Origin of the sequence: Bacteroides sp. AM54-2NS (assembly GCF_003602935.1) — a bacterium.
GTDB lineage: Bacteria > Bacteroidota > Bacteroidia > Bacteroidales > Bacteroidaceae > Bacteroides > Bacteroides xylanisolvens.
In genome coordinates this window covers 44,549-70,662 of sequence record NZ_QTMZ01000019.1, presented here as the reverse complement: position 1 = coordinate 70,662, position 26,114 = coordinate 44,549, and the positions used below count along the sequence as shown (strand labels likewise).

The 26,114-nt window shown below is 45.3% G+C and carries 17 protein-coding genes and 3 pseudogenes; 6 read left to right on the top strand and 14 right to left on the bottom strand.

Going from position 1 to position 26,114, the window contains the following annotated elements:
- Window positions 1-85: 85 nt before the first annotated feature.
- Window positions 86-1,521, bottom strand: a pseudogene (locus tag DXA05_RS28380) (thiamine pyrophosphate-dependent enzyme).
- Window positions 1,522-1,533: 12 nt separating this feature from the next.
- A pseudogene (locus DXA05_RS28375) lies at window positions 1,534-1,824 on the bottom strand (thiamine pyrophosphate-binding protein); the annotation flags it as partial.
- Window positions 1,825-2,060: 236 nt separating this feature from the next.
- On the opposite strand from DXA05_RS28375, the gene DXA05_RS13445 reads away from it, so the two are divergent.
- The 6 genes from DXA05_RS13445 to DXA05_RS13420 all read left to right on the top strand — a co-directional run bounded on the left by DXA05_RS13445 (window position 2,061) and on the right by DXA05_RS13420 (window position 7,829).
- The gene (locus DXA05_RS13445; RefSeq protein ID WP_004313999.1) at window positions 2,061-2,279 is read left to right on the top strand and encodes a winged helix-turn-helix domain-containing protein; all 219 of its coding nucleotides are present in this window, start codon (window positions 2,061-2,063) and stop codon (window positions 2,277-2,279) included.
- Window positions 2,280-2,448: 169 nt separating this feature from the next.
- Entirely contained in the window at window positions 2,449-3,462 is a 1,014-nt protein-coding gene (locus DXA05_RS13440; RefSeq protein WP_055235593.1) for a low specificity L-threonine aldolase, read from the top strand.
- Between the two features lie 89 nt (window positions 3,463-3,551).
- Window positions 3,552-4,751, top strand: coding sequence for a BamA/TamA family outer membrane protein (locus DXA05_RS13435; RefSeq protein ID WP_044129982.1), 1,200 nt, complete (start codon window positions 3,552-3,554; stop codon window positions 4,749-4,751).
- Window positions 4,738-6,441 carry a phosphoethanolamine transferase gene (locus DXA05_RS13430; RefSeq protein WP_055235592.1) on the top strand — a complete coding sequence of 568 codons (1,704 nt, stop codon included), beginning with the start codon at window positions 4,738-4,740 and terminating at the stop codon, window positions 6,439-6,441. The genes DXA05_RS13435 and DXA05_RS13430 overlap by 14 nt, the downstream gene beginning before the upstream one ends.
- Before the next feature lie 87 nt (window positions 6,442-6,528).
- On the top strand, window positions 6,529-7,500 hold the full coding sequence (locus DXA05_RS13425) for a J domain-containing protein (RefSeq protein ID WP_128859257.1): 972 nt from the start codon (window positions 6,529-6,531) through the stop codon (window positions 7,498-7,500).
- Between the two features lie 14 nt (window positions 7,501-7,514).
- Complete coding sequence (locus DXA05_RS13420; protein ID WP_008025905.1) at window positions 7,515-7,829, top strand: chaperone modulator CbpM; 315 nt, start codon at window positions 7,515-7,517, stop codon at window positions 7,827-7,829.
- 111 nt (window positions 7,830-7,940) lie between these two features.
- Here DXA05_RS13420 and DXA05_RS13415 read toward each other — a convergent pair whose 3' ends face one another.
- The 12 genes and pseudogenes from DXA05_RS13415 to DXA05_RS13360 all read right to left on the bottom strand — a co-directional run bounded on the left by DXA05_RS13415 (window position 7,941) and on the right by DXA05_RS13360 (window position 26,090).
- A complete protein-coding gene (locus DXA05_RS13415; RefSeq protein ID WP_044130181.1) occupies window positions 7,941-8,411 on the bottom strand; it encodes a GAF domain-containing protein in 471 nt (156 codons plus the stop codon).
- Between the two features lie 7 nt (window positions 8,412-8,418).
- Window positions 8,419-13,479 (bottom strand): DUF4132 domain-containing protein, encoded by a 5,061-nt coding sequence (locus DXA05_RS13410; protein ID WP_128859256.1) that lies wholly within the window; start codon window positions 13,477-13,479, stop codon window positions 8,419-8,421.
- A gap of 37 nt (window positions 13,480-13,516) precedes the next feature.
- Window positions 13,517-13,935 (bottom strand): annotated as a pseudogene (locus DXA05_RS13405) (hypothetical protein).
- A gap of 7 nt (window positions 13,936-13,942) precedes the next feature.
- Window positions 13,943-15,697, bottom strand: a complete 1,755-nt coding sequence (locus tag DXA05_RS13400) for a rhomboid family intramembrane serine protease (protein ID WP_008025912.1) — start codon at window positions 15,695-15,697, stop codon at window positions 13,943-13,945.
- A 151-nt stretch (window positions 15,698-15,848) separates the two neighbouring features.
- Window positions 15,849-17,555 carry an acyl-CoA dehydrogenase family protein gene (locus tag DXA05_RS13395; RefSeq protein WP_055235590.1) on the bottom strand — a complete coding sequence of 569 codons (1,707 nt, stop codon included), beginning with the start codon at window positions 17,553-17,555 and terminating at the stop codon, window positions 15,849-15,851.
- A 6-nt stretch (window positions 17,556-17,561) separates the two neighbouring features.
- Window positions 17,562-18,581, bottom strand: a complete 1,020-nt coding sequence (locus tag DXA05_RS13390; protein ID WP_008025914.1) for an electron transfer flavoprotein subunit alpha/FixB family protein — start codon at window positions 18,579-18,581, stop codon at window positions 17,562-17,564.
- 2 nt (window positions 18,582-18,583) lie between these two features.
- A complete protein-coding gene (locus DXA05_RS13385; protein WP_004314244.1) occupies window positions 18,584-19,456 on the bottom strand; it encodes an electron transfer flavoprotein subunit beta/FixA family protein in 873 nt (290 codons plus the stop codon).
- A gap of 237 nt (window positions 19,457-19,693) precedes the next feature.
- The gene (locus DXA05_RS13380; protein ID WP_009039294.1) at window positions 19,694-20,098 is read right to left on the bottom strand and encodes a HEPN domain-containing protein; all 405 of its coding nucleotides are present in this window, start codon (window positions 20,096-20,098) and stop codon (window positions 19,694-19,696) included.
- Entirely contained in the window at window positions 20,095-20,409 is a 315-nt protein-coding gene (locus DXA05_RS13375; RefSeq protein WP_009039295.1) for a nucleotidyltransferase domain-containing protein, read from the bottom strand. The genes DXA05_RS13380 and DXA05_RS13375 overlap by 4 nt, the downstream gene beginning before the upstream one ends.
- Before the next feature lie 103 nt (window positions 20,410-20,512).
- Entirely contained in the window at window positions 20,513-22,387 is a 1,875-nt protein-coding gene (locus tag DXA05_RS13370) for an alpha-L-fucosidase (protein ID WP_128859255.1), read from the bottom strand.
- 40 nt (window positions 22,388-22,427) lie between these two features.
- Window positions 22,428-23,108 carry a hypothetical protein gene (locus tag DXA05_RS13365; protein WP_120067354.1) on the bottom strand — a complete coding sequence of 227 codons (681 nt, stop codon included), beginning with the start codon at window positions 23,106-23,108 and terminating at the stop codon, window positions 22,428-22,430.
- 135 nt (window positions 23,109-23,243) lie between these two features.
- A complete protein-coding gene (locus DXA05_RS13360; RefSeq protein WP_128859254.1) occupies window positions 23,244-26,090 on the bottom strand; it encodes a TonB-dependent receptor in 2,847 nt (948 codons plus the stop codon).
- Between the last annotated feature and the right edge of the window lie 24 nt (window positions 26,091-26,114).

Below are 26,114 nucleotides of genomic sequence, written 5' to 3'. Positions count from 1 at the left end.
AAGGTATGACTTACCTTATTGTAATAGACAATAATAGCAAGTCATACTTTGAGAGAGATAATGAAAATATTAAAAATAGAATAACTTAAAATACCTCCCGTATATGTTTAAAGTTAGAATTGATCGTATCAATCACTTCTTGTGAACGGCCGTTGATTAACAGCTTATACATTGACTGCGCAAAGCCCACCATTTGCCCGAATTCTATTTTGGGAGGCATGGCCAGTGCGTTCGGATCGGTCATGATATTAACAAGTACCGGACCATCCAACTCGAATGCATTCAATAAAGTAGTCAACACTTCTTCCGGATCACTGACATTAAACCCGGTCATTCCCATTGCTTCGGCCACTTGGGCGAAGTCAGGATTCAACATGTTCGTTTGCCAGTCCGGCAGTCCGTCTACTTCCATTTCCAACTTCACCATTCCCAATGAACGGTTGTTGAATACGATGATTTTAATCGGCAACTTATATTGTACAACGGTTTCCAAGTCTCCTAAAGTCATCGATAATCCGCCATCTCCGCAAAGCGCAACCACCTGACGATCCGGATAAGCCAACGCGGCACCGATAGCTTGCGGCAACGCATTTGCCATCGAACCATGATTGAAGGAACCCAGCATGTGCCGTTTGCCCGTTGCTTGCAGATAACGTGCTCCCCATACACAAGTCATTCCCGTATCTACCGTAAACACAGCATCGTCCGAACTTAGTTTGTCTATTTCAGACATCACATATTCGGGATGAATCTTATTTACGTCCCCTTTATCTTCTGTGTAAGCGGCCAAATCCTTCTTTACTCCCTCGTATCTTTTGAGTTGTTTCAGTAAGAAAGAATCATCCGTTTTCGGATTCAGCATACGCAATAAAGACTGGATGCTAAGTTTGACGTCTCCGCAAAGTCCGATATCCACCTTTGCACGACGTCCCAGACGTTCGGGCTTTATATCAATCTGGGCTATCTTGATGTCATCCGGCAGGAAAGCAGAATACGGAAAGTCAGTGCCGAGCATGAGAAGTACTTCAGCTTCATGCATACTGTAATATCCCGAGGCATTCCCAACAATCCCGTCATACCCACTTCATACGGATTCTCATATTGCACCTCCATCTTTCCTTTGAAAGTATATACCACCGGAGCATTCAGCTTCTCGGAAAGCGCGATCACTTCCTCGTGAGCTCCCCGGCAACCGATGCCGCAGAAAAGAGTGATACGTGTATGTTTGTTTAGCAAGTCGGCCAATTGAGCCAAATCTTCTTCCGACGGGCAAACCTCCGGTGGGGCAGGATAGTTCCGGACCGACGAGTCGACAGTGACGGCAGAAGCCTTTGCCAAGTCTCCCGGTAGCCCGATGACGGACACCCCTTTACGGGTGACAGCCGTTTGTATGGCCGATTGGAGCATACGTGGAAATTGCTTGGGAGTAGTGGCTACTTCATTATAATAACTGCAATCGTTAAAAAGTTTGATTGTATTCGTCTCCTGAAAATACTCCGTACCGAATTCTCCGGTAGGAATCGTAGAAGCGATGGCGATTACCGGTGCCCCGGAACGGTGCGCGTCATACAAACCGTTGATAAGATGAACGTGTCCCGGTCCGCTACTTCCCGCGCAGCATCCCGGATGGCCGGTCAGTTGTGCTTCTGCAGCAGCGGCATACGCTCCTGTCTCTTCATGGCGCACATGTATCCATTTTATTTGATCGTTTTTTCTGACTGCTTCGTTTACCTCATTCAGACTGTCGCCTGTTACGGCGTAAATACGTTCAACTCCGGATTTAACCAAAGTATCTATCAGTTGTTCTGCTATTTTTTTTGCCATAGCTGTAATTGGTTTAGGATTGATTTTTATGTAATAACAGATGTCTGCAAGGAAAAGTTCTAATTTAACATATGCTAATAACGCCTTTGTGTCGGGACACATCACCGCTTTTATGTTAAAAATAATTCTGTAACAACTTTTTAGTAAAGACGTATAAACAAATGCAATATCCTTTTGTTATCTTTATAGGCGAAATCTTAACCTAATGTATTAAACCTCTTAATTACTCTAGAAAAATGAATAGAAATGAAATCGGTGTAAATGCCGGTAAGGTTTGGCAACTGCTTAGCAATAACGAAAAGTGGAGCTACGGACTTCTGAAGAGAAAATCCGGGTTGAAAGATAAAGAGCTGGGTGCCGCTTTAGGGTGGTTGTCAAGAGAGAACAAGATTGAGTTCGATCAGTGTGATGAAGAACTCTATGTATATCTCTGTGTGAATGTTTATATTGGCTAAAAGAATTTGGCACTTTAACGAAAACAGCAGAATCTCCGGAGGGATGACAGCCCGGTCAGTCCTCGGAGATTCTCGTTTTTATCCTTTTTCCTTTTAATGTATCTTCCTTTCAATTGATTTCCAGAAATAATTCTGTTACTTTGCACCACGAATTAAAATGTAAGAAACAATGAGAAGTTTTGCCTCTGACAATAATTCCGGTGTGCATCCGTTGGTAATGGAAGCCTTGAACCGGGCCAATATAGACCATTCTTTAGGATATGGCGATGACAAATGGACAGAAGAAGCCGTAGCGAAGATCAAAGAAACCTTCACCCCGAACTGTGTCCCTTTGTTTGTTTTCAACGGAACAGGCAGCAATGTGGTAGCATTGCAACTGATGACTCGCCCGTATCATTCTATCTTTTGTGCGGAAACTGCTCATATCTATGTCGATGAGTGTGGCTCTCCTGTGAAAATGACAGGTTGTCAGATTCGCCCGATTGCTACTCCCGACGGTAAACTTACCCCGAAATTGATGCAACCTTACCTGCACGGTTTCGGCGACCAGCACCATTCGCAACCTAGAGCTCTCTACATCTCCCAATGTACCGAACTTGGCACCATCTACACTCCCGAAGAGTTGAAACGCCTGACTGACTTTGCCCATCTGAATGGTATGTATGTACACATGGACGGAGCCAGAATAGCCAATGCCTGTGCCGCCCTGAATCTTTCCCTTAAAGAACTGACGGTGGATTGCGGAGTCGATATTCTTAGTTTCGGCGGAACGAAGAACGGACTGATGATGGGAGAGTGCGTGATTGTATTTAATAAAGACCTGCAATCGGAAGCCCGTTTCATCCGTAAGCAATCCGCCCAGCTCGCTTCGAAGATGCGTTACCTCTCTTGCCAGTTTACGGCATACCTTACTGACGACCTTTGGCTGAAGAATGCCAGCCACGCCAATGCGATGGCTGCCAAACTTCGTGCGGAATTAGAGAAACTGCCCGAAGTCACTTTTACTCAAAAAGCCGAGAGTAACCAACTATTCCTCATCCTGCCCCGCCCGGTTATCGACCGGATGCTGGAGTCTTATTTCTTTTATTTCTGGAACGAAGAGAAGGATGAAATCCGTTTGGTAACTTCTTTTGATACGACAGAAGAAGATGTTGACGAGTTTATAGGACTTTTGAAACGTTAAAAAGGAAATTCAGGACAACAAAAGCCTTTGAAACTCTGTTGTAATAAGAAGTTTGAAACTAACTTTGTCCGCAAAGTTTTCTACTTCTTATGATTATGAATACTAGACAGAACAGGCTAATCATATTCGCGCTTTTGTTGTTGACACAAACCCCGTTGGGCGCACAGCTGCATTCTACTAAAATTGAACTGCCGGAGGATTCTATATCTGTAACCATGGAAGATTCCGTTCCGGCAAAGCGCAGCTTCTTTAAAAAGTTTCTTGATTACTTCAATGACGCCAATAAGGAAAAAAAGAATAAAAAGTTTGATTTCAGTGTGATAGGCGGTCCCCACTATTCCAGTGATACCAAGTTCGGGCTCGGACTGGTGGCAGCCGGACTATATCGCACCGATCGGAACGATTCACTTCTTCCTCCCTCCAATGTCTCTCTTTACGGAGATGTGTCGACGGTCGGCTTCTACCTGTTGGGAATCCGTGGGAACCATCTGTTTCCGCAAGACAAATACCGCTTGAATTACAATCTCTATTTCTATTCTTTCCCCAGCCTGTATTGGGGACGAGGATATGACAATGGAGCCAACTCTGATAATGAAAGCGACTATAAACGTTTTCAAGCACAGGTGAAAGTCGATTTTATGTTCCGGCTGGCAAAGAACTTCTACATCGGCCCGATGGCCATATTCGATTATATTGACGGGCGGGACTTTGATAAACCGGAACTATGGGAAGGGATGGCGGCACGGACCACCAATATCAGCCTGGGACTTTCCCTCCTTTACGATTCACGTGATTTCCTGACAAATGCGTCTCACGGCTATTACTTGCGGATAGACCAGCGATTCAGCCCGGCTTTTCTCGGCAATAAATATGCGTTTAGCAGCACCGAACTGACTACCAGCTATTATCAGCCCGTATGGAAAGGCGGAGTGCTGGCAGGACAATTCCACACATTGCTTACCTATGGCGATACCCCGTGGGGATTGATGGCAACGCTGGGAAGCTCTTACTCCATGCGCGGATATTACGAAGGACGCTATCGGGACAAAGGAGCAATGGATGCGCAAATAGAACTCCGGCAACACGTCTGGAAGCGGAATGGAGTGGCTGTATGGGCAGGAGCGGGAACGATTTTTCCACGACTCTCCGAGTTTACTCCGAAACATATTCTGCCTAATTATGGTTTCGGTTATCGTTGGGAGTTTAAGAAGAGAGTAAATGTACGTTTGGATTTAGGGTTTGGCAAACACCAGACCGGATTTATTTTTAATATCAATGAAGCTTTTTAAGAATATAAAGAATTGGTTAGAGAATCAGGAACATTTGTTTTATCTGTTCCTCTTCATCTTGATAGTACCCAACCTTGTGCTCTGTTTGACAGAGCCTTTACCGTTGATGGCAAAGGTGTGTAATGTGCTTTTGCCTTTCGGCTGCTATTATCTGTTGATGACTTTGTCGAGAAACTGTGGCAAGATGCTTTGGATTTTATTCCTGTTCCTGTTTTTCGGAGCCTTTCAGATTGTATTGCTTTATTTGTTCGGCCAGTCCATTATCGCTGTCGATATGTTTCTGAACCTGGTGACTACCAATTCGAGTGAAGCCCTCGAATTGCTTGATAATCTCACACCTGCCATTATTGCTGTCATCATACTCTACGTACCTGCCCTGATATTAGGGACCATTTCAATTATACGTAAGCGGAAACTTACGGCAGAATTTATCCGCAGAGAACGGAAGAGAGCCTCCATAGTCTTTGGGATTTCCCTCCTTAGTCTTGCCGGAGCATATATGCAGGACCCGGGATATGAGTTGAAGTCCGATTTATATCCGCTGAACGTATGCTACAACGTAGGTCTTGCCTTCCAACGAACCGCCTTGACGCAGAATTATCACCGTACTTCGAAGGACTTTACTTTCCATGCCCTGCCTACGCATCCGAAAGAGAAAAGGGAAGTATACGTAATGGTCGTAGGAGAAACCTCCCGTGCCCTGAACTGGCAACTGTATGGTTACGAACGTGAAACAAACCCTCTTTTATCCCGGCAACCGGGTCTGATTGCTTTCCCGAAAGTACTGACAGAGTCGAATACGACACATAAAAGTGTCCCCATGTTGATGTCGGACGCTACCGCCTGCAACTACGATTCTATCTATCATCAGAAAGGAATCATCACTGCCTTTAAAGAGGCAGGTTTCCGGACAGCCTTTTTCTCCAACCAACGTTACAACCATTCGTTTATTGACTTCTTCGGAATGGAAGCCGATACGTACGATTTTATAAAAGAAGATTCTGTCAGTTCCTCCTATAATCCTTCTGACGACGAACTTCTGAAATTGGTGGAGCAGGAACTGGCTAAAGGTGCGACGAAACAATTTATCGTGCTCCACACCTACGGTTCTCACTTTAATTACCGCGAACGTTACCCGTCGGAAAGTGCTTTCTTTACGCCCGATTATCCGATGGAAGCAGAAAGAAAATACCGGGATAACCTGGTCAATGCCTATGACAACTCCATCCGTTACACGGACGGTTTCTTGTCACGCCTTATCCACATGCTGGAAAAACAGCAGATAGATGCCGCTATGCTCTACACTTCCGATCATGGTGAGGATATTTTCGACGATTCCCGCCATCTGTTCCTCCACGCTTCTCCCGTACCTTCTTATTATCAACTTCACGTGCCGTTCCTCATCTGGATGTCCGACAACTACCTTGAGACCTATCCCGAACATTGGAAAAATGCTGTGGATAATAAGGATAAGAATATTTCTTCCAGCAGCTCTTTCTTCCCGACCATGTTGTCTTTAGCCGGAATAGAAACTCCTTACCGGGATGATTCGCAATCTGTAACGGCTCCGCACTACATCCTAAAACCGAGAGTTTATCTGAACGATCACAACGAACCCCGTCCGCTGGATGATTTGGGTATGAAGAAGCAAGACTTCCGGATGCTGGAAAAGAGGAATATCAAGTATTAAGTATTAGGTATTAATCCTTGTTAAATCTTGCATCCAAAAGCGGGATTGGCGTGTTATTTGCCGTATGATGTATGAACGATTAAATTCATAAAACATGGCTATATAGATTATTACAAGATTCTTGGAGTAGACAAAAGTGCTTCGCAGAATGATATCAAAAAGGCTTTTCGTAAGTTGGCCCGAAAGTATCATCCTGACTTGAATCCTAATGACCCGAGTGCAAAGGATAAGTTTCAGGAAATCAATGAAGCCAATGAAGTACTAAGTGATCCAGAGAAACGTAAAAAGTATGACGAGTACGGAGAACATTGGAAACATGCCGATGAATTCGAAGCGCAGAAACGTGCACAGCAACAAGCCGGAGGCTATGGCGGTGCGGGAGGTTTCGGCGGATTCGGCGGTGCAGGTCAAGGTTTCTCCGACGGTAACGGAAGTTATTGGTATAGTTCCGATGGAGAGGGATTTTCCGGTGGCAATGCCAGTGGATTTTCAGATTTCTTCGAATCCATGTTCGGACATCGGGGAGGAAGAGGACAAGGCTCTGCGGGATTCCGCGGACAGGACTTTAATGCCGAACTTCATCTTTCCCTTCGTGATGCTGCTCAAACGCATAAGCAGATATTGACCGTAAATGGTAAACAAGTGCGTATCACCATCCCTGCCGGTGTCGCCGACGGACAGGTAATCAAACTGAAGGGCTACGGAGCCGAAGGTGTCAACGGAGGACCTGCGGGCGACTTGTACATTACGTTTGTGATAGCTGAAGACCCGGTGTTCAAACGCCTGGGCGACGACCTGTACGTAGATGTGGAAGTAGACCTTTACTCTGCTGTATTGGGAGGTGAGAAAGTGATCGACACGCTGGACGGTAAAGTGAAACTGAAGATAAAACCGGAAACGCAGAACGGTACGAAAGTCCGCCTGAAAGGTAAAGGATTCCCGGTTTATAAGAAGGAAGGACAATTCGGTGACTTGATTGTGACCTATTCCGTCAAGATTCCTACGAACTTGACCGACAAACAGAAAGAGTTGTTCCGTCAATTACAGAGTATGAACTAAAATGAATGAGCACTATGCAGACCGAATTAATTATTGTCAGTGAATACTGTCACAAATGTCATATTGAGCCTTCATTCATCGACTTGTTGGAAGAGGGCGGTTTGATTAACGTACATACCGAAGGCGGCGAACATTATCTGCTTTTGTCGGAACTCCCGAACGTGGAGCGTTACAGCAGAATGTACTACGACTTATCCATCAATATGGAAGGGATCGATGCCATTCATCATTTACTGGAAAAGATGGAAGATATGAGACGCGAAATGAGTTCGCTTCGCAAACAACTTCTGCTGTACCGGGAACGAGAAATAGAAGATATGGACTGGTAAAAAAATAGAGCCTCTGTTTGATCCGAACAGAGCTCTATTTATAGTAAACAGAGGCTCTGATTCACTCAATCAGAGCCTCTGTTTTTTCAGGACGTTTGCATGGTTGTCAACTTATCCAATATACGTACAAATCTCTTCCAGATAGCGTGCGTCGATGGTGTCGAAACTATCCAGTTCATTACTGTCAATATCCAGCACTCCAATGACTTCACTCTGTTGGAGGATCGGTACTACTATTTCTGATTTCGAGTCCGAACTACAAGCAATGTGTCCGGGAAACTGTTCTACGTCAGGTACAATCAGTGTCCGGGCCTCTTTCCAAGCTGTGCCGCAAACCCCTTTGCCGAGGCGGATGCGGGTGCAGGCAATGGGACCCTGAAACGGACCCAGTACGAGTTCATCCTCTTTCACAAGGTAAAAGCCTACCCAAAAGAAACCGAAAGTTTGTTTGAGCGCTGCTGCAACGTTGGCAAGATTGGCTATGAGATCCGTTTCCGTACTTATTAAAGCGTGCAGTTGCGGAAGTAACTCCCGGTATTTCTCTTCCTTATTTCCTGTGCCGATGATTAAATTCTCTGCCATCTCTTTTCTATTTGATTTGGTTCAGGATGCTTGGGTCTTTTATCTTATCGTCTTCTGCAAAGAAGATAATCTTAGTCAATATCTCGGCTGTCTTCGGATCTTCATCTACAAAAGGCAGGAACAGGCGTCCGCGATTTTGCGAATGTACCGGAAGAACGGCAATCTGCGTGCCGCCTTCCTGATGGATCACGCCGCTGCCCAGATGGATATTGTACTTACCCAGCTTGCCTTCGATGTGAGCGAAACTTCCTTTTATCTTCACGTTCTTGAAATGGAATAACGGCATTGTCAGTTCCACTAACATGCTGCGCATCTCGATGGTAGAGTGGCTGGTTTCCGGATCGACGCTTCCGGCATGGGCTACACTTACTGCCAAGTCTACGTCCCTCATCACTTCCGAGAAGATGACAGGAGGAATCTCCGAGATTTTCATCAGCTTGTAGTCCTTGCGGTTGTGGAAGCAAACATATTCTAATGTCGGAGCTTCGATGTCGGCAGGAGAGAACCAGTCTGCCAGCGCATAGATGGTGGCGATGATGTTCTCTTTGTAATAGATCTTTTGGAGACCGTCTTCGTAGTCGGCTACCCAGCGACGGCCCTTCAGTACGGCAACCGTTTTCTGCGGTTGGATCTGATTACCGGCATAACGGCGGGATTGAGTGGCTTCCACTTCTTCCGGAGTCGGAACATAGAGCTCACGGAACACCTGTTTGAAAGGCTGGCGGATTGCTTTGTCGAACAGGAATTTCTGATAGGCGTGCCAGTCACCGCTTGCGTACAAGTCTGTGGGATGGGCGATGCGTAACTCGTCTTTCGGTTTTAACGGTAGGCAAACGGCATTCACAGTCACCAGCAATCCGTCGGTGTAGAAGCCCGTCTGTCCGTTACAGATAAAGACAAGATGTCTCAACAATGGCCAGATGACAGGGTTCTGCATCAACTTGCGCAATTCGCTTTCTTCAAAACGGGTACAGTCTTCCATCGCCTGTTCCAGCATCACGCGGGAGCGGGTATACTGGTCTTTCAGCTTTTTGTGTACCGCTTTCAGTTCTTCTATATACGGATGCTTTTTCAGTTTGGCAGGCATACTGTTGAGCTCTTTGCCGTCTTTGATTTGTTTAATCTCCGATTTGCCTTCCTCGTTGATTTGCACGTACACTTCTACACCGTCTGTCTCTTTGGGAGACAGGTAGGGGAGAAGTTCTTTGATTAGTTCCGTTTCCATGCTCCAGGTCAGACGGGTAACGTCTCCGTAGCCGGAGTTGCGTGCTAGGTTTTGCAGGGCGATGTTTACCGCTTTCTTTTCGCTTTCCTGCCTTTGAGCACCGAATTCCTTACTCTCTTTCAGGAACTTTTGCAGGTATTGATAACGATCCAGCAGTTCTTTGTCCGGTTTCCGTCCCAATGGGATGAGGCCGTAGCTCATCAATAAGTCTTTGTTGCGTTTGGCAACTATTTCTTTCTTTACATCTGCCGCTTTCACCGCGCCGTTGGTGGCATCGGCAAACTTGCGGGCACGGGTATGGCTATTGCTGCATGATATATATTTAGCGGCATTGTAGACCACTTCGAAGCGTCGTTTGCCAATTGTCTTAAATGCATCCCTGAACCAGTCGATATCAAAAGCACCTTCCCGCAAGTCTTCCACGTCGATAGGGGTGTAGCGGGCGATGATTGCTTTTTTCTTGTCGTCACATGTTTCATTGGTATGGGCGTGGAAATAATAGGCAGCACTTGTCAGTCCTTTCCAGCCTATTGCCTTTTCGGTCAGTTCAATCCATTGCGGAGCGAACATGGCGGCTTCTACCAGTCGTTCGTCACTGATTTCGGCTTGCTTCGCCAGTTTCTTCAGATTTTCGCTGGTATCTGTCGGCAGGGGATGGCAAGCATGGAGCAAGCTGCTCAATACACCTCGTTTGGTGCTGCCCCAGTTGTAGCTGTCGCGTATGAACGTATCTTTGCCGAATGCTTGCAGAATGCGGATAAATGTGTCCGCTCCATAAATATAACTTAATTCCTCTGCAAGGCTGGTGACTTGTGTCTCGGAGTCTCCCCGTTTCAGTTCGATTTCAAGAATCCGGTCTACTATCTTCTGTGCAAGAGAACGGAAGAGAGAGAAATCGATGTTTTTGATGTCGGCGTATCTTTCTTTTTCCTTATTGAAACGAACGTTGTCGTTCAATACCGTGGTGATTGCCTTGATCTGGGCGGGCGAACTGATGCGTCCCATCATTTCGCGGTATACTTCTTCTGTCGGGATGATTCCGAGCATCCATGCACGGGCGAAGTCTGTGGCATGAAGGTAAGAGTCTGTTTCTTCCAGTTCGGGTGTGTGTTCCATGTAGTTGGTGAGCTTGTAAAGTTGGTAGCGCACCGTGAAGTAGCGGATAAACAGATCATCACTCATGGGCTTTTGAGGCATTTCAAGCCAGAAATTCACGAACTTGTTGTTATGTATCGGATAAACAATCTCTTTTTCTCCATATTCCAGTTTGTCCCGAAGCCATGCATGCTTGTTGGTGTACTGGCGGAAAATGTTTTTAGTATTCAGCAAAGGCAACAGTTGGAGCAGCATATTGACAGCCAATCGTTGGTAGACTGCTTCGTCTTTGTACTCGTATGACAATGCTTCGATAATATCACTCATCTGTTCGTAGTACGGCATCTTGCGGAGCTCTTTCTGCAATCCGCGGTAAGTGATGCCGGCATACATCCGGTTGACAAGCGGCTCGAAAGTGTTGCTTGATTTCTGGTCTGCCTTGATGTCTTCTTCATCCTCTTCATCGTAGTCGTCATCGTCTTTAGGTGCGCCTGTCGATGCAAGCATGAAACTCATCATCAGTAATTTGTCATAGCTTCCGATTTCTTCTTCGTAGAAGGCCTTCCACAGTTCCGGGAAACCGAGTCCGCTCAATCCTCCGTAGTTACTCCAGTTTATCAGGACACTGTTGCCTACCAGGCGTGCTTCTCCGTACCCATTCTTGAACTCTTCATTCTTATAGATTTCGATGTATTTGCTTAGTTTTTTAAATACAAGTTTAGCCCTTCCGAAGCAAATGAATTCGAATGCTTTTTTCACGTTGAATCCTTTATCTTGGGCAATCTCCGGCAGATTGACTTCAAGAGCCGGGTCGTACAGACCGAAGCCGTTATCTTTGGTATAGTGCTGTGCGGTGTTCTTTTCCGTTCCGTCGCCGATCAGAGATTCTATCAACACTTTTTCTTTCGCGTTCGGTTTCTGAATTTCTTTGACGGTGGGGATTAGTTCCTGATAGGTATCTTGCAGAAATTCTACGTTGTGAATAGTCTTCATCATATCCAATCCGGCCAGGCGGCGTTCGGCCACCTTGTCTGTTAGTAAGCGGCGGATACTGCCGGACAATTGTTCTTTCGGCTGTTTCATCAATAGATTGATGGCGTTGATACGCATCTCACTATATTTGAAGCGCAGCAACTCTTCTACTTTCTGATTCTGTTTGGGCGACAAAGTCATCTCGGACAAGACTTTGTAGGCTTCGTCACGAACGTCCTGCGAACGGTCGCCCAGTGATTGCAGCACATATTCTTCCTGTAAATGGCTGGTCGGGGGATTTAATACGACGCCGATATAGCCTGCCCGCATATAGGTATCCAAAGAGGGCAGACAGGTGCAAAGATCGTCTTTCAATGCAGAATCGTTGGTCATCCAGGTGATATACGCCATCTTGAGAACGATTTCCGAACGGGTGAGCTCTGCACTTTCCCATGGGAATACGTATGGAGAATAAATCTCTTTAGCAGAGATGGACTGATAGACGTTCTTCAGATAGTCATAATGGCGGATCGCTTCTTCTTTGCTATCAAAATAATCATGGAGCGACGGGGCGTCCTTATGTCCTCCGTACCGGCTAAGATAGAGTCCGGACAGATACAGTGGCAGGATAGCTGCCACTACCGACGGTTCGTTATACCATTTTTCAAAAGCATCTTTACTGATACGGTGGTTCATGCCGGAGTATTGCGTACAGCGTAAAAAGTAAAGTAAGGTCTGCACCTGATATTTGGCACCGTCTTTAATTATTCCCGGAACAAGTGCCTGGATTTCTTCCGTATTATAGAATCCGATACTCCATAGAGCCAGATAAAGTTCGACCGTATCTTTGCTTTGAAGGGCTTTGCGTGCTTGTTCCCGGTCGTTCAGAAAACGGCGGATCAGTTCCACATATTTGTTGGTGATACGCTCGCTGCTGTCTTGTTCTCCGATACCCGTACAGACTGCAATGCCGCGTTTCACGGAGGCAAATCGTTGTAGGCCGTTGTCGCAGATCACCGAGAACAGATGGAGATAACTTTCGGGGCATCCTTCGTCCATCGTTTCCACGATAGCCTGACGGAGACCTTCCTGCAGTTTGGCTGCCAGCAGTAACTTCCCTTCCAGTTCCAGCAACGGGCGGTAACCGCTCACGGCGATAGCCTGGAGATGTCCCTGGTTGAGGCGGTTGGTATTATTCTCGCTGGTCAATACGTTGTTGAGGTATTCAATGACAGTTTGGTTGCCTTCTGCTATTTGGGCGGCCATCCAGTTTTGACAGTTCATCGCATCCTTGTATGTTTCTATTTCTTCCGGAGTGTTTCCTCCGTTCAGTATGGCTTGTTCGCTGAATCCGGTGGCACGTAGTTTTAGAAATTCCGTCAGCGCATCTATAATGTGACTGAAATGCAGAAGAGGATTCGCCGACCGCTGTGACCGGCGCGAATATCCATGAGTGTACGGACACCGTGCTTTGAGCTTCAGATAGGTGTGGAACAGGTTGGCATATTCGTCTCCCAATAGATAACGGAGCACTTTGTTCAACTTTCCGTCGAAAAGATTGGCAACACTCTTTATTTTCTCTTCCTGAATAATATGTATGATGCAAGGCTCTAGTTTATCGCTGTATGTGCCATACCGGGTATCCATGTTGAAGTATTGCATAAATACATCCAACAGTGTCATTGTCTCTTTGTCTAAACTGGTTCTCTTTTTCGTTAACCTTTCCAGGTACGGAGCAATCCGTTTGTTTAATGCGTCATTATAAATGAGTCTCATGATTATTTTCGTTTTAAGTGTGTTTATAAGAAAATGATTACCAAAGTCTTCCCGACAGCATAGCCAATCGGATGAAGGTGATGGTAGATTCTTCTTTGAGTCCGGTGGGAGAGGATAAGTCTTCAGTTTCCGTATCGTCAATGAAGATACGGAAAATTCCGTCCTCGTAAGATTGCAGGGCGTTGGTGATTGCCTCTACTTCTGCGGCAGGTTTGCGTTATAGTTTACTGCAAACCCAACCTTGCCGGAAGTTGCTTTATTTTCCACTTCTTCCTGTGTGAGGTATTTCAGTACTTCGCTTTGTTGCAAGCGTTCATTATATTCACAGACTTGCCAACTGACGATGGCTTCAATCAACCCCTGTACATCGACAGGCGGAACAGGAAAATCGACAGGAATCTTTTCGATATTGCACTTTCGCTTTCCTAACTGTTTGACTTGGACATATACTCTCATATTCTCTTTATTGGGTGATCTGAATACTTGATGTAATAGCATTCAGATCGGTTTCGGCTTCTTCGTCATAGACAAGCATAACAATGGTAAAAGTTCGCTTCTTGCTTTCTTGGAAATAGTGTAATACAATTTGTTGTATGTCTTCTCCCGGTTCATCAGGAGCTCCGATGTGCAGAGGGTTTGTAGTTCTTGTCATGGATAGCCCGTTGATGTTGACATTGCTCTGCTTATAGTCTTCCGCTGGTTCTCCTTGTGCATTTCGCGGGAGAGTGAGCGATAACTTCTTTATATGTTCAAACTCTTTTTGTGTATCGTAGGTCAGAGCGGTAACCGTCAGTTGGTTGGCGCCGTTGACGAGCCTAAGCAACGGAGGTTCTGCGCTGGGAGTCAATCCTTTCGCTCCTGTTATTTTCCTCCAGTTGGTAGGATACTGGCAACTGAAATTTGTTTCTGCATCGTAATAAGAAAGCCATGTATCGTTATTGCCTACCGGAACGTATGGAGGATATTGGCTGGTAGAAGAACTGTTGGCAGTCTCCCTGCCTGATTGGTTACCGTTTTCGTTTTCTTCTTCCAGTTCACCATTCAGATAGGCTTCTACAATACCGCTTTCCCATTCGCCGCGTATGTCCTGATAAAGAGGGGGAACGTTCTTGCAAAGCATCAAGAAGCTGAACAGGAAAATACAAAAGATACCAAGCTCCCCTAGGATTGAAACGGTGCGTTGTGCATCAGCTTTTTCAAATTTATAGCTGCATACATAGATGATTCCCAGTAGGAAACCGCTTAATAACCCGCCGATATGTGCAGCGTTATCAATCCCGGCTTTCATGCCATAAACCAGATTGTAACCGACAAAAATAAGGATACTAGTCAATAATGCTTTCCGTTGTTCCTTTGCGATGCGATGGAAGAACAGGAAGGCGAGGAATATACCGTAAAGTCCGAAGATAGCTCCGGAGGCTCCGGCACTGATTGTCTCGCCGTGCATATAAAGACTGAATACCGCCGAGCATAATCCGGTCAGTAAATAAGACATGAACATCCGACGGCTTCCTATCAGTCCTTCCAGTAGAAGTCCTACGTACATGAAAGCGTACATATTCATTAGTAGATGAAAAGCACCGATATGTATGAAGTTGCAGGTCACTGCACGCCACCAGTCGCCTGTAAGGGTCAGCGGTCCGAAGTCGGCTCCCCATTTCAGCAGTGATAAGGTGGAAGGAGACATGATTCCCACTCCGGATGCAATCATCACAATAAATACAAGGAGGTTGAGGTCTATCAGGATAGGTGTTGCCATAAAACCTTTGCGGGGAATAAAGAACGACCAGAAAGAGTTCCTTTTCTTTTCTTCTTCCAGATAGGCTTTCTCTTCTTCTGTGAGCGGACGGTTACACTCTTCCTCGAAATCTTTTGCCTTTTGGGTTAGCTCTTCCGGGGTAAGGGATGTTTTTATTTCTTCCATCGTCTCGCGTAGCTTTTGTATATTTTTTCTGTTCTTTCCATAGTCTACAAATTGTACGGAAGAGGATTGGCTGCGCACAGCTACTTCTCCGTCGCTTCCCGGTTCTATGGTGAAGGTTATTTCCTCTCCATGAGAATACATATTGAACGGGACTTCGAATCGTGCTCCTTCCGGAGTCACTTCCTCGATATTCCACTCCAGCTTTTGCGAAGCTTCAAGAGCCAGTATAAGGATTTCTGTTTTTGATAAACCCGGTAAATGCAGTTTGTCGTTATATGAAGGTTTGAGTGCCATATTTCTATTCTTATATAGAGTCGTCGATTAAAAATTACTTATCTCACTGACAAATGTATAGAATAATAATGAAAAATAATAGAATGTGACAAATAAAAAAGCATCCACTTCCTAAGAAGGGATGCTTTTATGAGATTTGATAGAGTATTTATTACTTTTTGTAGAATGCCAAGTCTTCTTTATCGAAGTTTTCGATGAAGTTTGAGTGCTTTTCTACTTCCGCTTCTGCATAGTTCAAATATACATGTGTAGATTTGGAGAACAGTTCGGAAGACTTGCTGGCATCTTGAATCAACAGGTGACACATGATAATGTCAGCAGCCATTTCCACCAGTTTGCGAGCGGTGAAGTCAAGCAATTCCTGGTCTTGTACTTCTTTCACTGCATTGGTGCTTGCTTCGAATTTGTCAGCCATCTTTTTCAGACGAGACATCAGCGGTTCCATTTCCGGTGAGCAAGGAATGGTTTCAAACTCGCGGATAGTAGCGATGTAAGAACCATTGGTTACGTAACGGATAGCGGCTACTGTCTGCAACTGGGTAGTTCCTTCGTAGATGCTGGTGATACGTGCGTCGCGATAGATGCGTTGGCAAGCATATTCCATCATGAAACCTGAACCGCCATGAATCTGAATACAGTCGTAAGCGTTTTGGTTGGCATATTCAGAGTTCATACCTTTAGCCAGCGGAGTAAAGCTGTCTGCTAATTTAGCATATTTCTTTTGTTCCTGGCGTTCTTCCGGAGTCAGTTTACGTTCGCGGGCGATGTCATCCAATGCTTTGTAAATGTCAACATAGCGAGAGGTTTGATACAGTAAAGCACGTCCGGCATCCAGTTTGCCTTTCATGATAGCCAGCATGTCATATACAGCCGGGAATTCGATAATTGCTTTTCCGAACTGCTTACGGTCTTTAGCGTATGCCAAACCTTCATTGTAAGCTGCCTGGCTCAATCCTACAGATTGTGCAGCAATACCCAGACGGGCACCGTTCATCAGAGCCATTACGTATTTAATCAAACCGAGTTTGCGGTCACCGCAAAGTTCAGCTTTTGCATTCTTATATACCAATTCGCAGGTAGGAGAACCGTGGATACCGAGTTTGTTTTCGATACGGCGTACGTTCACGCCACCCTGACGCTTGTCATAGATGAACATAGACAAACCACGGCCGTCTCTCGTTCCTTCTTCCGAACGTGCCAGTACGAGGTGAATATCCGCGTCACCATTTGTGATGAAACGTTTCACACCGTTCAGTAACCAGCATCCGTCTTTTTCGCTGTAAGTAGCTTTCAGCATAACAGATTGAAGGTCGGAACCAGCATCCGGTTCTGTCAAGTCCATTGACATGGTTTCACCTTGGCAGATGCGTGGGATAAAGCGGCTGTGTTGGTCGGGATTGCCAAACTCATAAAGAGTTTCGATACAGTCCTGCAATGACCAGATGTTTCCGAAACCTGCGTCGGCAGCAGCCACGATTTCTGCACACATGGTGTACGGGGTGATCGGGAAGTTCAGACCGCCGAACTTACGTGGCATGGTCATACCGTTCAAGCCGGCTTTTACCATTGCGTCCAGGTTCTGTTTGGTTCCTGATGCATATTCTACGCGACCATTGGCACAGTGAGGACCTTCTTCGTCTACACCTTCTGCGTTAGGGGCAATGATTTCTCCTGTGATTTCTCCGGTAATCTCCAACACTTTGTCATAAGAGTCTACAGCATCTTCGAAGTCCAGCGGAGCATAATCGAATTCATCTTTATCTCTGTAATTGCGTTCTTTGAGTTCGCAAATACGTTTCATCATCGGATTGTTCAAGTGAAACTTGAGTTCCGGTATGTCTGTATAATAATTAGCCATCTTTCCTTACTTGCTATTTTGTTTATAATACTTAATCATCTTCGGCACAACTTCTTCGATAGTTCCGTTGATTACGTAATCGGCAATCGTGTTGATCGGAGCATCCGGGTCGTTGTTGATGGAGATGATGATACCACTTTCCTGCATACCGGCGATATGCTGAATCTGTCCGGAGATACCGCAAGCGATGTAGAGTTTCGGACGAACCGTAACACCTGTCTGACCGATCTGGCGGTCGTGATCTGCGAAACCTGCGTCAACAGCAGCACGGCTGGCACCTACTTCTGCGTGAAGTTCTTTAGCGAGGTCGAACAACAGGTCGAAGTTCTCTTTCGAGCCTACACCGTAACCACCGGCGATGATGATCGGAGAGCCTTTCAGGTTGTTCTTTGCTTTTTCTACGTGGCGTTCGATTACTTTCACTACATAGTCCGTATCGGCTACGTATTTTTTTACATCGTGACGGATCACTTCTCCCTGATAGTTCGGAGAGAGGATTTCTTTCTTCATCACACCTTCGCGAACGGTTGCCATCTGCGGGCGGTGTTCCGGGTTCACAATCGTAGCAACGATGTTACCGCCGAAAGCCGGACGGATCTGATACAACAGGTTCTTGTAAGTCTTGCCTTCTTTCTTGTCTTCGTGGTCACCGATTTCAAGTGAAGTACAGTCGGCAGTCAATCCGCTGGTCAAAGCAGAAGAAACGCGCGGACCGAGGTCACGACCGATCACAGTAGCACCCATCAGACAGATTTGCGGCTGTTCCTCTTTGAAAAGGTTCACCAGGATAGCTGTGTGAGGAAGTGAAGTATAAGGGTAAAGTCCTTCGCCGTCGAAAACGTGAAGTTTGTCTACTCCGTAAGGAAGGATTTGTTTTTCAATATCTTTGAGGCCGGTTCCGGCAACCACTGCTTCGAGCTGACAGTTCAACTGGTTGGCTAACGAACGACCTTTGGTGAGAAGTTCGAGACTAACGTCTAAAACGTTACCTTCTTCTATTTCGCAATATACAAATAAGTTATTCATGATTATCCGATGGTGTGGTTAGCTAATAGTTCAACAATCAGGTCTTCCACGTCACGGTCGCTGCCGCTGATGGTTTTGCTCTCTTTAGCCTGGAACACGATGTTCTGGATGGCTTTCACTTTTGTCGGCGAACCGGACAGACCGCATTGTGCGAGGTCACCGTTTACGTCGGCTACGCTCCATTCTGCCAGATTCAGATAATCGCGCTTGTCGTACAGGTCGGTATAATCAAGATTGCCTTGCTGTTTTTCAGTCACAGTTTTGGCATGCTTGTATTTCTGAACCAATTTAGCGTTACGCGGACGGCAAGGAGCTGCAGAACCGTTGACAGTAATCACGATAGGCAGCGGGCCTTCTACAGTTTCAACACCACCGTCGATGTGACGTTTCACCTTAATCTTACCATCGCCTACTTCCAGAATTTCTTCTGCGTATGTGATTTGCGTCAATCCCAGCTTTTCTGCTACCTGCGGACCTACCTGTGCCGTGTCACCGTCGATTGCCTGACGGCCACCGATAATAATGTCATACTCACCGATTTTGCGGATGGCAGTGGCAAGTGCGTAAGACGTAGCCAGTGTGTCTGCACCAGCGAAAGCACGGTCGGTTAATAAGTAACCGTTATCTGCACCACGGAAAAGTCCTTCACGAATAATGTCGGCTGCCCGTCCCGGTCCCATTGTCAGAACGGTTACGGTAGAGCCTGGATGAGCATCTTTCAATCGGAGAGCTTGCTCGAGAGCATTCAGGTCTTCGGGGTTGAAGATGGCGGGGAGTGCCGCGCGGTTAATCGTTCCGTCGGCTTTCATGGCATCTTTCCCAACGTTACGTGTGTCGGGAACTTGTTTTGCCAATACAACAATTTTCAAACTCATGCTATAAATTTTAGTATTAGTATTTCTACAAGTTAGCAGCCAGTAGTCAAGTAGTAATCTCTTGCTATCCAACTATCCGGTTAACTATCAGCGTGCAAATTTACTCAAACACTTGGTTCTGACAAGAAATCCGAGTAAAAAATGCACAGGTTTAAGAATTTTGAGCAAAATAGGAGGGTTTTTATAGGGTTCTTAAAATGGCGGAATAGAAATGGAAGTTACAAATATAACATCCTTTTATTCCTTCAGCAGAACTTCGATGGCTTCAATAAAGTCAGTTGCTTTAGGCAGCAATTCGTCTATTTCTTCCTCACTTGAATAGGCAAAATCATCATAATCACTACTATGCCGACGTTCGAAAAGTAAGGAAAAACAACGTCCCAATTCACGTGACATACGACCGGTAGCGACGAAATGCAATCCTATCATCTGTTTGACACCTGCATGGGTACCAGGATTTATCTCGTGTTTAATAAGCAGAGCGACTGCTGCATAATAACAGGCATAATAAAGACGGTTTACAGCTGTATTATAATAGCCTTGTTGTTTTAGATAGGGTATTTCTTTCAGCGTTTCTTTAGCACGTAGAAAACGGTAAGCTGACAGTGCCTCAATATTTTCCCTGTTTAATTGTTCTTTCATAGTACGATCCCCTCTTTCATTACATTCATACCAAAAGGTGTCTGAAAAGGACGGTTTTCCCAAATCTTTTTCAGCAAGACACGTGCATTTATTTGCACTCCCGTTTCTATTTCTATATCGTAGAGCGGAGTGATGATACGGTCTTCTTCTTTGACGGTCAATTTATTACCGTCAACCAATATCAGTAAATCAATATCGCTATCAGGACGGGCATCCCCACGTGCCTCACTACCATATAAAATGGCTTGAGCTTCCGGTGCCACCTGTGTTAAAGCCTTCCGTATTCGTTCTACAATTTGTGGACGTTTCATATTTATTGCTTTTTATTTACGAACAAAGTTATATAAATTATTCGAGAAGTCAAGAGATACAGCTATTTATTCTCTTTAAGTGTTAAAATGACAGTTACTTATTTTATTGTATACCGATTTCGGCCAGTCCCATTGGTTCACCATCATGTATCATCCGTGTTGCTTTCAGTTGTACATAGCGGGCGTTAACCGGAGTAAAGTAAACCGATTGCAGAATCGGATTATTCTTTATATTGGAAAATTCATCTTTGGCTACTACCTGATTGACAGCATTACTATCCGTTCCGACAGAGATTTCATAAGAGCTGATTATTCCTTTATTATATTCACTCTGGTCGGGAAGATAGTGGAATGAGGTGATTGTGCGTTCCTCTCCCAAATCAATTAATAATGTATTTCTGTTGATGAAGCAGGTGGTCTGATTGTTTTTATCCATACATTTCTGTGCTTCCTCCGCATCTACTCCAATGAGCGTGAACGGATAACTCTTCAACTCTTCTGCTTTTGCAGTATATGTATCGGAAGTCTCTCCTGCATAGTAGGCTTCTATGTTATTGATACAGAGGCAAGCTCGCGAATCTGTAAAACGGACACGGATCTTATCTGTGGTGACTGTCTCGAAACGAAGAAGACGTTTATATCCGATAGTGGTCGTTTCTTCATTCAATTTTACCGGAAGCCATTCGCCTTCCTGGTTGTATTCTACAACGAATGATTTGACACGTTGCCCCAGAGGTATATATTCCTGTAACATCATGCGGTTAATCTTTTCCGTTTGAGGCAGGTCAAACTCGATGGTGGCAGAGTTGACGCCGTCATTGGTAGCCCAATAAGTATCATACTCACCATCGGTCACCGCTTTTGCAGAGAATGTTTTCCCCCGTTCGTCCGATGCTTTGGGAGAAAGTCCCGCCAATAGGTTGTGTGCCAGTTGCTTTTGTACGTTCTGGTGGAAGTTTACGGCGTTGGCAGAGTCTGTCGGATGAATCAGTCCGTCACGATCGACCGGGAAGTTGAGTAACAATGTTGCGTTATGACCTACGCTACGGTAATACAGATCGGTCAATGCATCTGCTGTTTTCACACGGTCGTCTTCTTCCGGATGATAGAACCATCCCGGACGGATGGATACGTCACATTCTGCGGCTACCCATTGGTTGCCGTCGGCATGGCCATATTGCAATTCACGATATTTGGGGTAACCCGGATAAACTTCTCCGGCACGGAGAAAAGACCAGTTGGTAGCTCCTGCAAATCCGTTTTCGTTACCTACCCAACGGCAGCCCGGACCTCCATCCGAGAAGATAACAGCTTGTGGTTGCAACTCGTCGATCAACTTATAGGCTCGCGGATAATCGTAATAAGTTTTGCGGTCGATAGTACGGCTGTCTTTTGCTCCGCCATACCAGCCGTCTCCGCCATTGGCACCGTCAAACCAGATTTCAAAAACATCACCGTAGTTGGTTAATAGCTCGTTGAGTTGTTTATAGAAGTATTCTACGTATTCGGGAGAACCGTAGTTGGCTTGATGCCTGTCCCAGGGAGACAGATAAACAGCGAATTTAATGCCGTACTTCTTGCAGGCATCCGATAGTTCGCGAACGATGTCGCCTTTTCCGTCTTTATACGGGGTGTTACGGATGCAATATTCTGTCAGTTGAGTAGGCCACAGGCAGAATCCGTCGTGATGTTTGGCTGTCAGGATCACTCCTTTCATGCCGGATTTCACAAAGGTCTGTACCCATTGCTCGCAATCCAGTCGGGTAGGATTGAATGTTTTAGGATCGGAATCACCGTATCCCCATTCGCGGTCGTTGAATGTGTTAAGTCCGAAGTGTACGAAAGCGTACGTTTCCATTTTTTGCCATTCTACCTGCTTGGCTTCGGGAATGGGCAGGATAGCTTCCGGTGCTTTGACCGAATTACAGGCACTTAATAGAAGGAGGCCTGCTCCGAAAATAAGAAAGTGTTTTTTCATGGGGGTAATTTATTAGTTAATAATTGAGTGTAAGAATCATCTACAACGTAATTCCGAATACAAAATAAAGTTGCTCTTCATAGGGGTTGGCTATTAGTTTTCCGAATATGGGCAGAGAGAAGTTGGATGTTATTTTGATTTCTTTCGTTGCGGATAATCCGATATTGACTACATTGAATTTGTCGGAGTACATACTTTCCCAAGGGGTAAAACCTGCTTCGACGCTCATGTTTACATCTTTCACGCTGAACGGATAACTCAATTCGCAATAGCTGGACCAGGCACGTTTTCCGTTTTCACGGTAGTCGTTTCCGGCAAAGGTGGTGTACCAGCTGACTGATAATGGAAATTTCTCGCTAAGCATATATCCGGCTCCTACTTCAAAAGTATGTCCCGTGGAATGTGAACTGTAATTGAAGTATTTGAAAGGTTCTTCTTCTGTTTGGGTAAAATAGTTGTTGGCGTAGAGAGTCAGGTTTTTGTATTCGTACTCCAATGACAAGTCTATCTCATTATTCTTTTCGCGAAATTCGGTAGAACCCCATGCATAGACGGTCAGGCCTTTCCAGTTGAGGCCGAGCGAGGGTTGTACACTTGCATTGCCGCTGTCTATACCACGCCAGATGTAGCTACTTACAAAATCTGCGGTTACAAAAACTTCTTGTGCCTGTGCAAAGGCTGTACATAATAAGATAGCAATAAGTAGGATTTGTTTTTTCATTTTATCGACTGTTTTTTCTCGTTTTCGCGGGGTAAAGATACGCAATATATAGATAAATGATGACAGATGAGGGAAAAAAGAAAGCGGCTGCATCATGCAGCCGCTTCTGAATCGGTTGTAAATTCTAAAAGTTATTTAGAAAGTAATATCCATCTTAACAACAAACGTGCGTGGAGCGGCAACTGCCATCGGGCGGTAGCTGTATTCTTTATTTAACAAGTTGTTGACCATAAACTGAAAAGCTACTTCTTTGGACGCTTTTACTCCAAGGCGCATATCCACAGTGGCATAGTCCGTATTATGTTTTTTCCAATAAGTAGCCAAAGTCTCTCCTTTAGAATAACCGAAAGCGATGCCGCGAACGTAATCCATCAAGTTGAGTTGTGCTTTCGGACGTTCATCCATCATCAGGTAATCCACTGCGAGGATTTTACTCTTCCAGGCAACGTTCGCACCCAGATTGATACGTTTCCACAGGAAATCTACCGTCGCTTTAAAGCTGTGTTTCGGACGATACTTCAGGTACTTTCCGGTGTTCGATTTTTCTTTCATTTGAAGAGGATCGGTATAAAGATCTTCCGCTTCATTGCGTTCCTTATAATCCGCGTCACGGGGTTCGGTGTATACATACCCTAAGTTATAGAACAACTTTGTGTTCTTATTGAAGTTATAAACACCGTTTGTCGATATTTCCATCCCGTAGATTTGTGCTTTCGATACGTTATGAAACTGTGCTCCGATTCCGAAACCTTGACCACCGGTTATCATCCGGATGGCATCACTGATGCTGTTAATCATCGTATAGTCTGCATTATTGAATAGTCCGAACTGGAATTCGACCATATCCTTATATTGTGTATAGAATCCTGCAACATCTACAAATCCCTGGAAATTGCCAATCTTATATCCTTGCTTGAATCCCAATTCCGCATTAAACCCTTTTTCCGGTTTGATATCCAGATTCGGGTAAACGCCGACTCCTCCAATATCCTTGCGCAGGTATTTCTCGTTGATGGACGGGTTACGGTAACCTTGTCCGAAGCTGGCACGGATAAAACTGTAATCAGCCAACTGATAGTTCAGTCCGGCACGGAACACAGGGCGGAATGGAACTTTAGTTCCGAATATCTTTGTTTCTGCTTCACGATGGTGATTGTTTACACGATAGTATTCGGCACGCACACCGGCAGATACGCTTAGACGGTCCCAGAAACGTTGGTCGTACTGGAAGAAAGCAGCTATGTTATCGCTTTTGTAGATTTCGTCCATGATGGCCGAATTATACCGTACATGCTCATAAGTGGCTCCGGTAGTGATTTGTGCGCCACTGTCCCATTTCTTGTTGAACTGATAATCGAGATAATAGTTAGTGCTTTTATCAGTCTGCGTCTTAGGAGTGTTTCGTGAAGGATTGAGTACGTCGGACACCCAGGGAATCAGGTCACCAGGCAATTGTCCGTTCGTCAGTCCTCCCAAATCACTGGGTAGCCCGCTGTCCATCACCCAGGAAATCAGATCACAATAATCGGCAGTCGTTGCGTTAGGGAAGATATTGCCTAATGAAGTAAATACTCCATTCATAGCGTCTTCCAGATTGCCATTGATTAGTCCTGAACCGATTCCCACCAATGCCGGATAGAGCGAGCTGTAATCACCGCCTGCAATATTCTGTATCGTTTGGGCATCTGTCCCCATATTGCCCAGAATATCCATGATGGATGCTCCCTGGGTAGGACGTACGATATTGTCGGCACTATAATAGAAACGTCCCTTGATCTTATGTGACGTACCGTTTTCCGGATTCACATAGTTGATAAACGGGTCGATATGGAAATTATTATCTTCCCTGCCCATGTTGGTGAAAGGAGAGGGCTTGTACACCTCTGTCGGTGAACGCCAGATAAAAAAGTCACCATATTGATTAGACAGGAAATCGATATTAAAACCATAGTTCAACAGTTTCATTCCCATGTCCGGTTGGTGATAGGTTAGGTTACCTCCCATGCGGAAACGTTTGTTATATCCTTGCTGGCGGTATCCTTCATCGGTGAAAAGATTGAGGCTGCCACTGACGTCGAAATTACCGATACGACGGGCGTGGGAGAGATCGAATCCTTCGTAAATCGGATTACGCACACCACTAAGAAGATTTCCGCGCAGAATCGGTTTGACCGAATATTTATCTTCTTTCCAGAAATTCTTGTCACTCCATTGGTATTCGTCATTCTCCGCATCACCATAGATACCGAGATATGCGCTGAAACGTGTTTTCGGAGCTAACCCCGGACGTGCGGTGCGGATATTGATGATACCATTCAAAGCCGATGAACCATATAAAACAGAAGAGGCTCCTTTGATTACTTCAATCTGCTCGATATTCTCCAAAGGTACGGTGTTCCAGTTGATTTCGCCTGTCTTGGGATTCAGGGTACTCATACCATCCACCAGAATCTGACTACGTGCACCTACTCCGTATGTCCATCCGCTACCACCACGTATGGAAGGTTGTTTGTCTACAATATCCACTCCCGGAAGAGTGCGGAGGGTAGACGATATATCTGTTGGTGCCTGGCGGGCAATGTCACCGGCTTTCACTACATCCATGGAAACAGTGACATTACTCAATTTCTGTTCAAAGCGTCCGGCGCTGACCACGACTTCCTCCAATAGTTTGGTGCTTTCTTTCATGTAGACGTTTTTGGTGATTACCTCACGCCTGTCGATTACGATCGGCATCAGTACATCTTCGTAGCCTACATAACTGAATACGAGATCGACACCCCCTTCGGGCAGCTTGATTTCATAAGCCCCATGGATGTCGGACACTACTCCCTGGTTACCCTGTAACTTATACGCAACAGCTGCTCCCAACAATGGCTCATTGGTATTTGCATCATATATATGTCCTTTCAGCGTTTGGGCAAAACTACTCCCAAGGCTGGTGAAGCATAGTAGCAAAGTTAGAATATATATTTTCTTCATTGTTTTCTTTTTTGATATTCATAG

What these genes read in the sequence shown, in the direction of transcription:
- DXA05_RS13370 (WP_128859255.1), bottom strand. Translation starts at nt 22,387, where the DNA reads ATGAAAAAACACTTTCTTATTTTCGGAGCAGGCCTCCTTCTATTAAGT.
- DXA05_RS13415 (WP_044130181.1), bottom strand. Translation starts at nt 8,411, where the DNA reads ATGGCAGAGAATTTAATCATCGGCACAGGAAATAAGGAAGAGAAATAC.
- DXA05_RS13410 (WP_128859256.1), bottom strand. Translation starts at nt 13,479, where the DNA reads ATGAGACTCATTTATAATGACGCATTAAACAAACGGATTGCTCCGTAC.
- DXA05_RS13380 (WP_009039294.1), bottom strand. Translation starts at nt 20,098, where the DNA reads ATGAAAGAACAATTAAACAGGGAAAATATTGAGGCACTGTCAGCTTAC.
- DXA05_RS13365 (WP_120067354.1), bottom strand. Translation starts at nt 23,108, where the DNA reads ATGAAAAAACAAATCCTACTTATTGCTATCTTATTATGTACAGCCTTT.
- DXA05_RS13390 (WP_008025914.1), bottom strand. Translation starts at nt 18,581, where the DNA reads ATGAATAACTTATTTGTATATTGCGAAATAGAAGAAGGTAACGTTTTA.
- DXA05_RS13435 (WP_044129982.1), top strand. Translation starts at nt 3,552, where the DNA reads ATGATTATGAATACTAGACAGAACAGGCTAATCATATTCGCGCTTTTG.
- DXA05_RS13420 (WP_008025905.1), top strand. Translation starts at nt 7,515, where the DNA reads ATGCAGACCGAATTAATTATTGTCAGTGAATACTGTCACAAATGTCAT.
- DXA05_RS13430 (WP_055235592.1), top strand. Translation starts at nt 4,738, where the DNA reads ATGAAGCTTTTTAAGAATATAAAGAATTGGTTAGAGAATCAGGAACAT.
- DXA05_RS13360 (WP_128859254.1), bottom strand. Translation starts at nt 26,090, where the DNA reads ATGAAGAAAATATATATTCTAACTTTGCTACTATGCTTCACCAGCCTT.
- DXA05_RS13400 (WP_008025912.1), bottom strand. Translation starts at nt 15,697, where the DNA reads ATGGCACTCAAACCTTCATATAACGACAAACTGCATTTACCGGGTTTA.
- DXA05_RS13440 (WP_055235593.1), top strand. Translation starts at nt 2,449, where the DNA reads ATGAGAAGTTTTGCCTCTGACAATAATTCCGGTGTGCATCCGTTGGTA.
- DXA05_RS13385 (WP_004314244.1), bottom strand. Translation starts at nt 19,456, where the DNA reads ATGAGTTTGAAAATTGTTGTATTGGCAAAACAAGTTCCCGACACACGT.
- DXA05_RS13445 (WP_004313999.1), top strand. Translation starts at nt 2,061, where the DNA reads ATGAATAGAAATGAAATCGGTGTAAATGCCGGTAAGGTTTGGCAACTG.
- DXA05_RS13395 (WP_055235590.1), bottom strand. Translation starts at nt 17,555, where the DNA reads ATGGCTAATTATTATACAGACATACCGGAACTCAAGTTTCACTTGAAC.
- DXA05_RS13375 (WP_009039295.1), bottom strand. Translation starts at nt 20,409, where the DNA reads ATGAAACGTCCACAAATTGTAGAACGAATACGGAAGGCTTTAACACAG.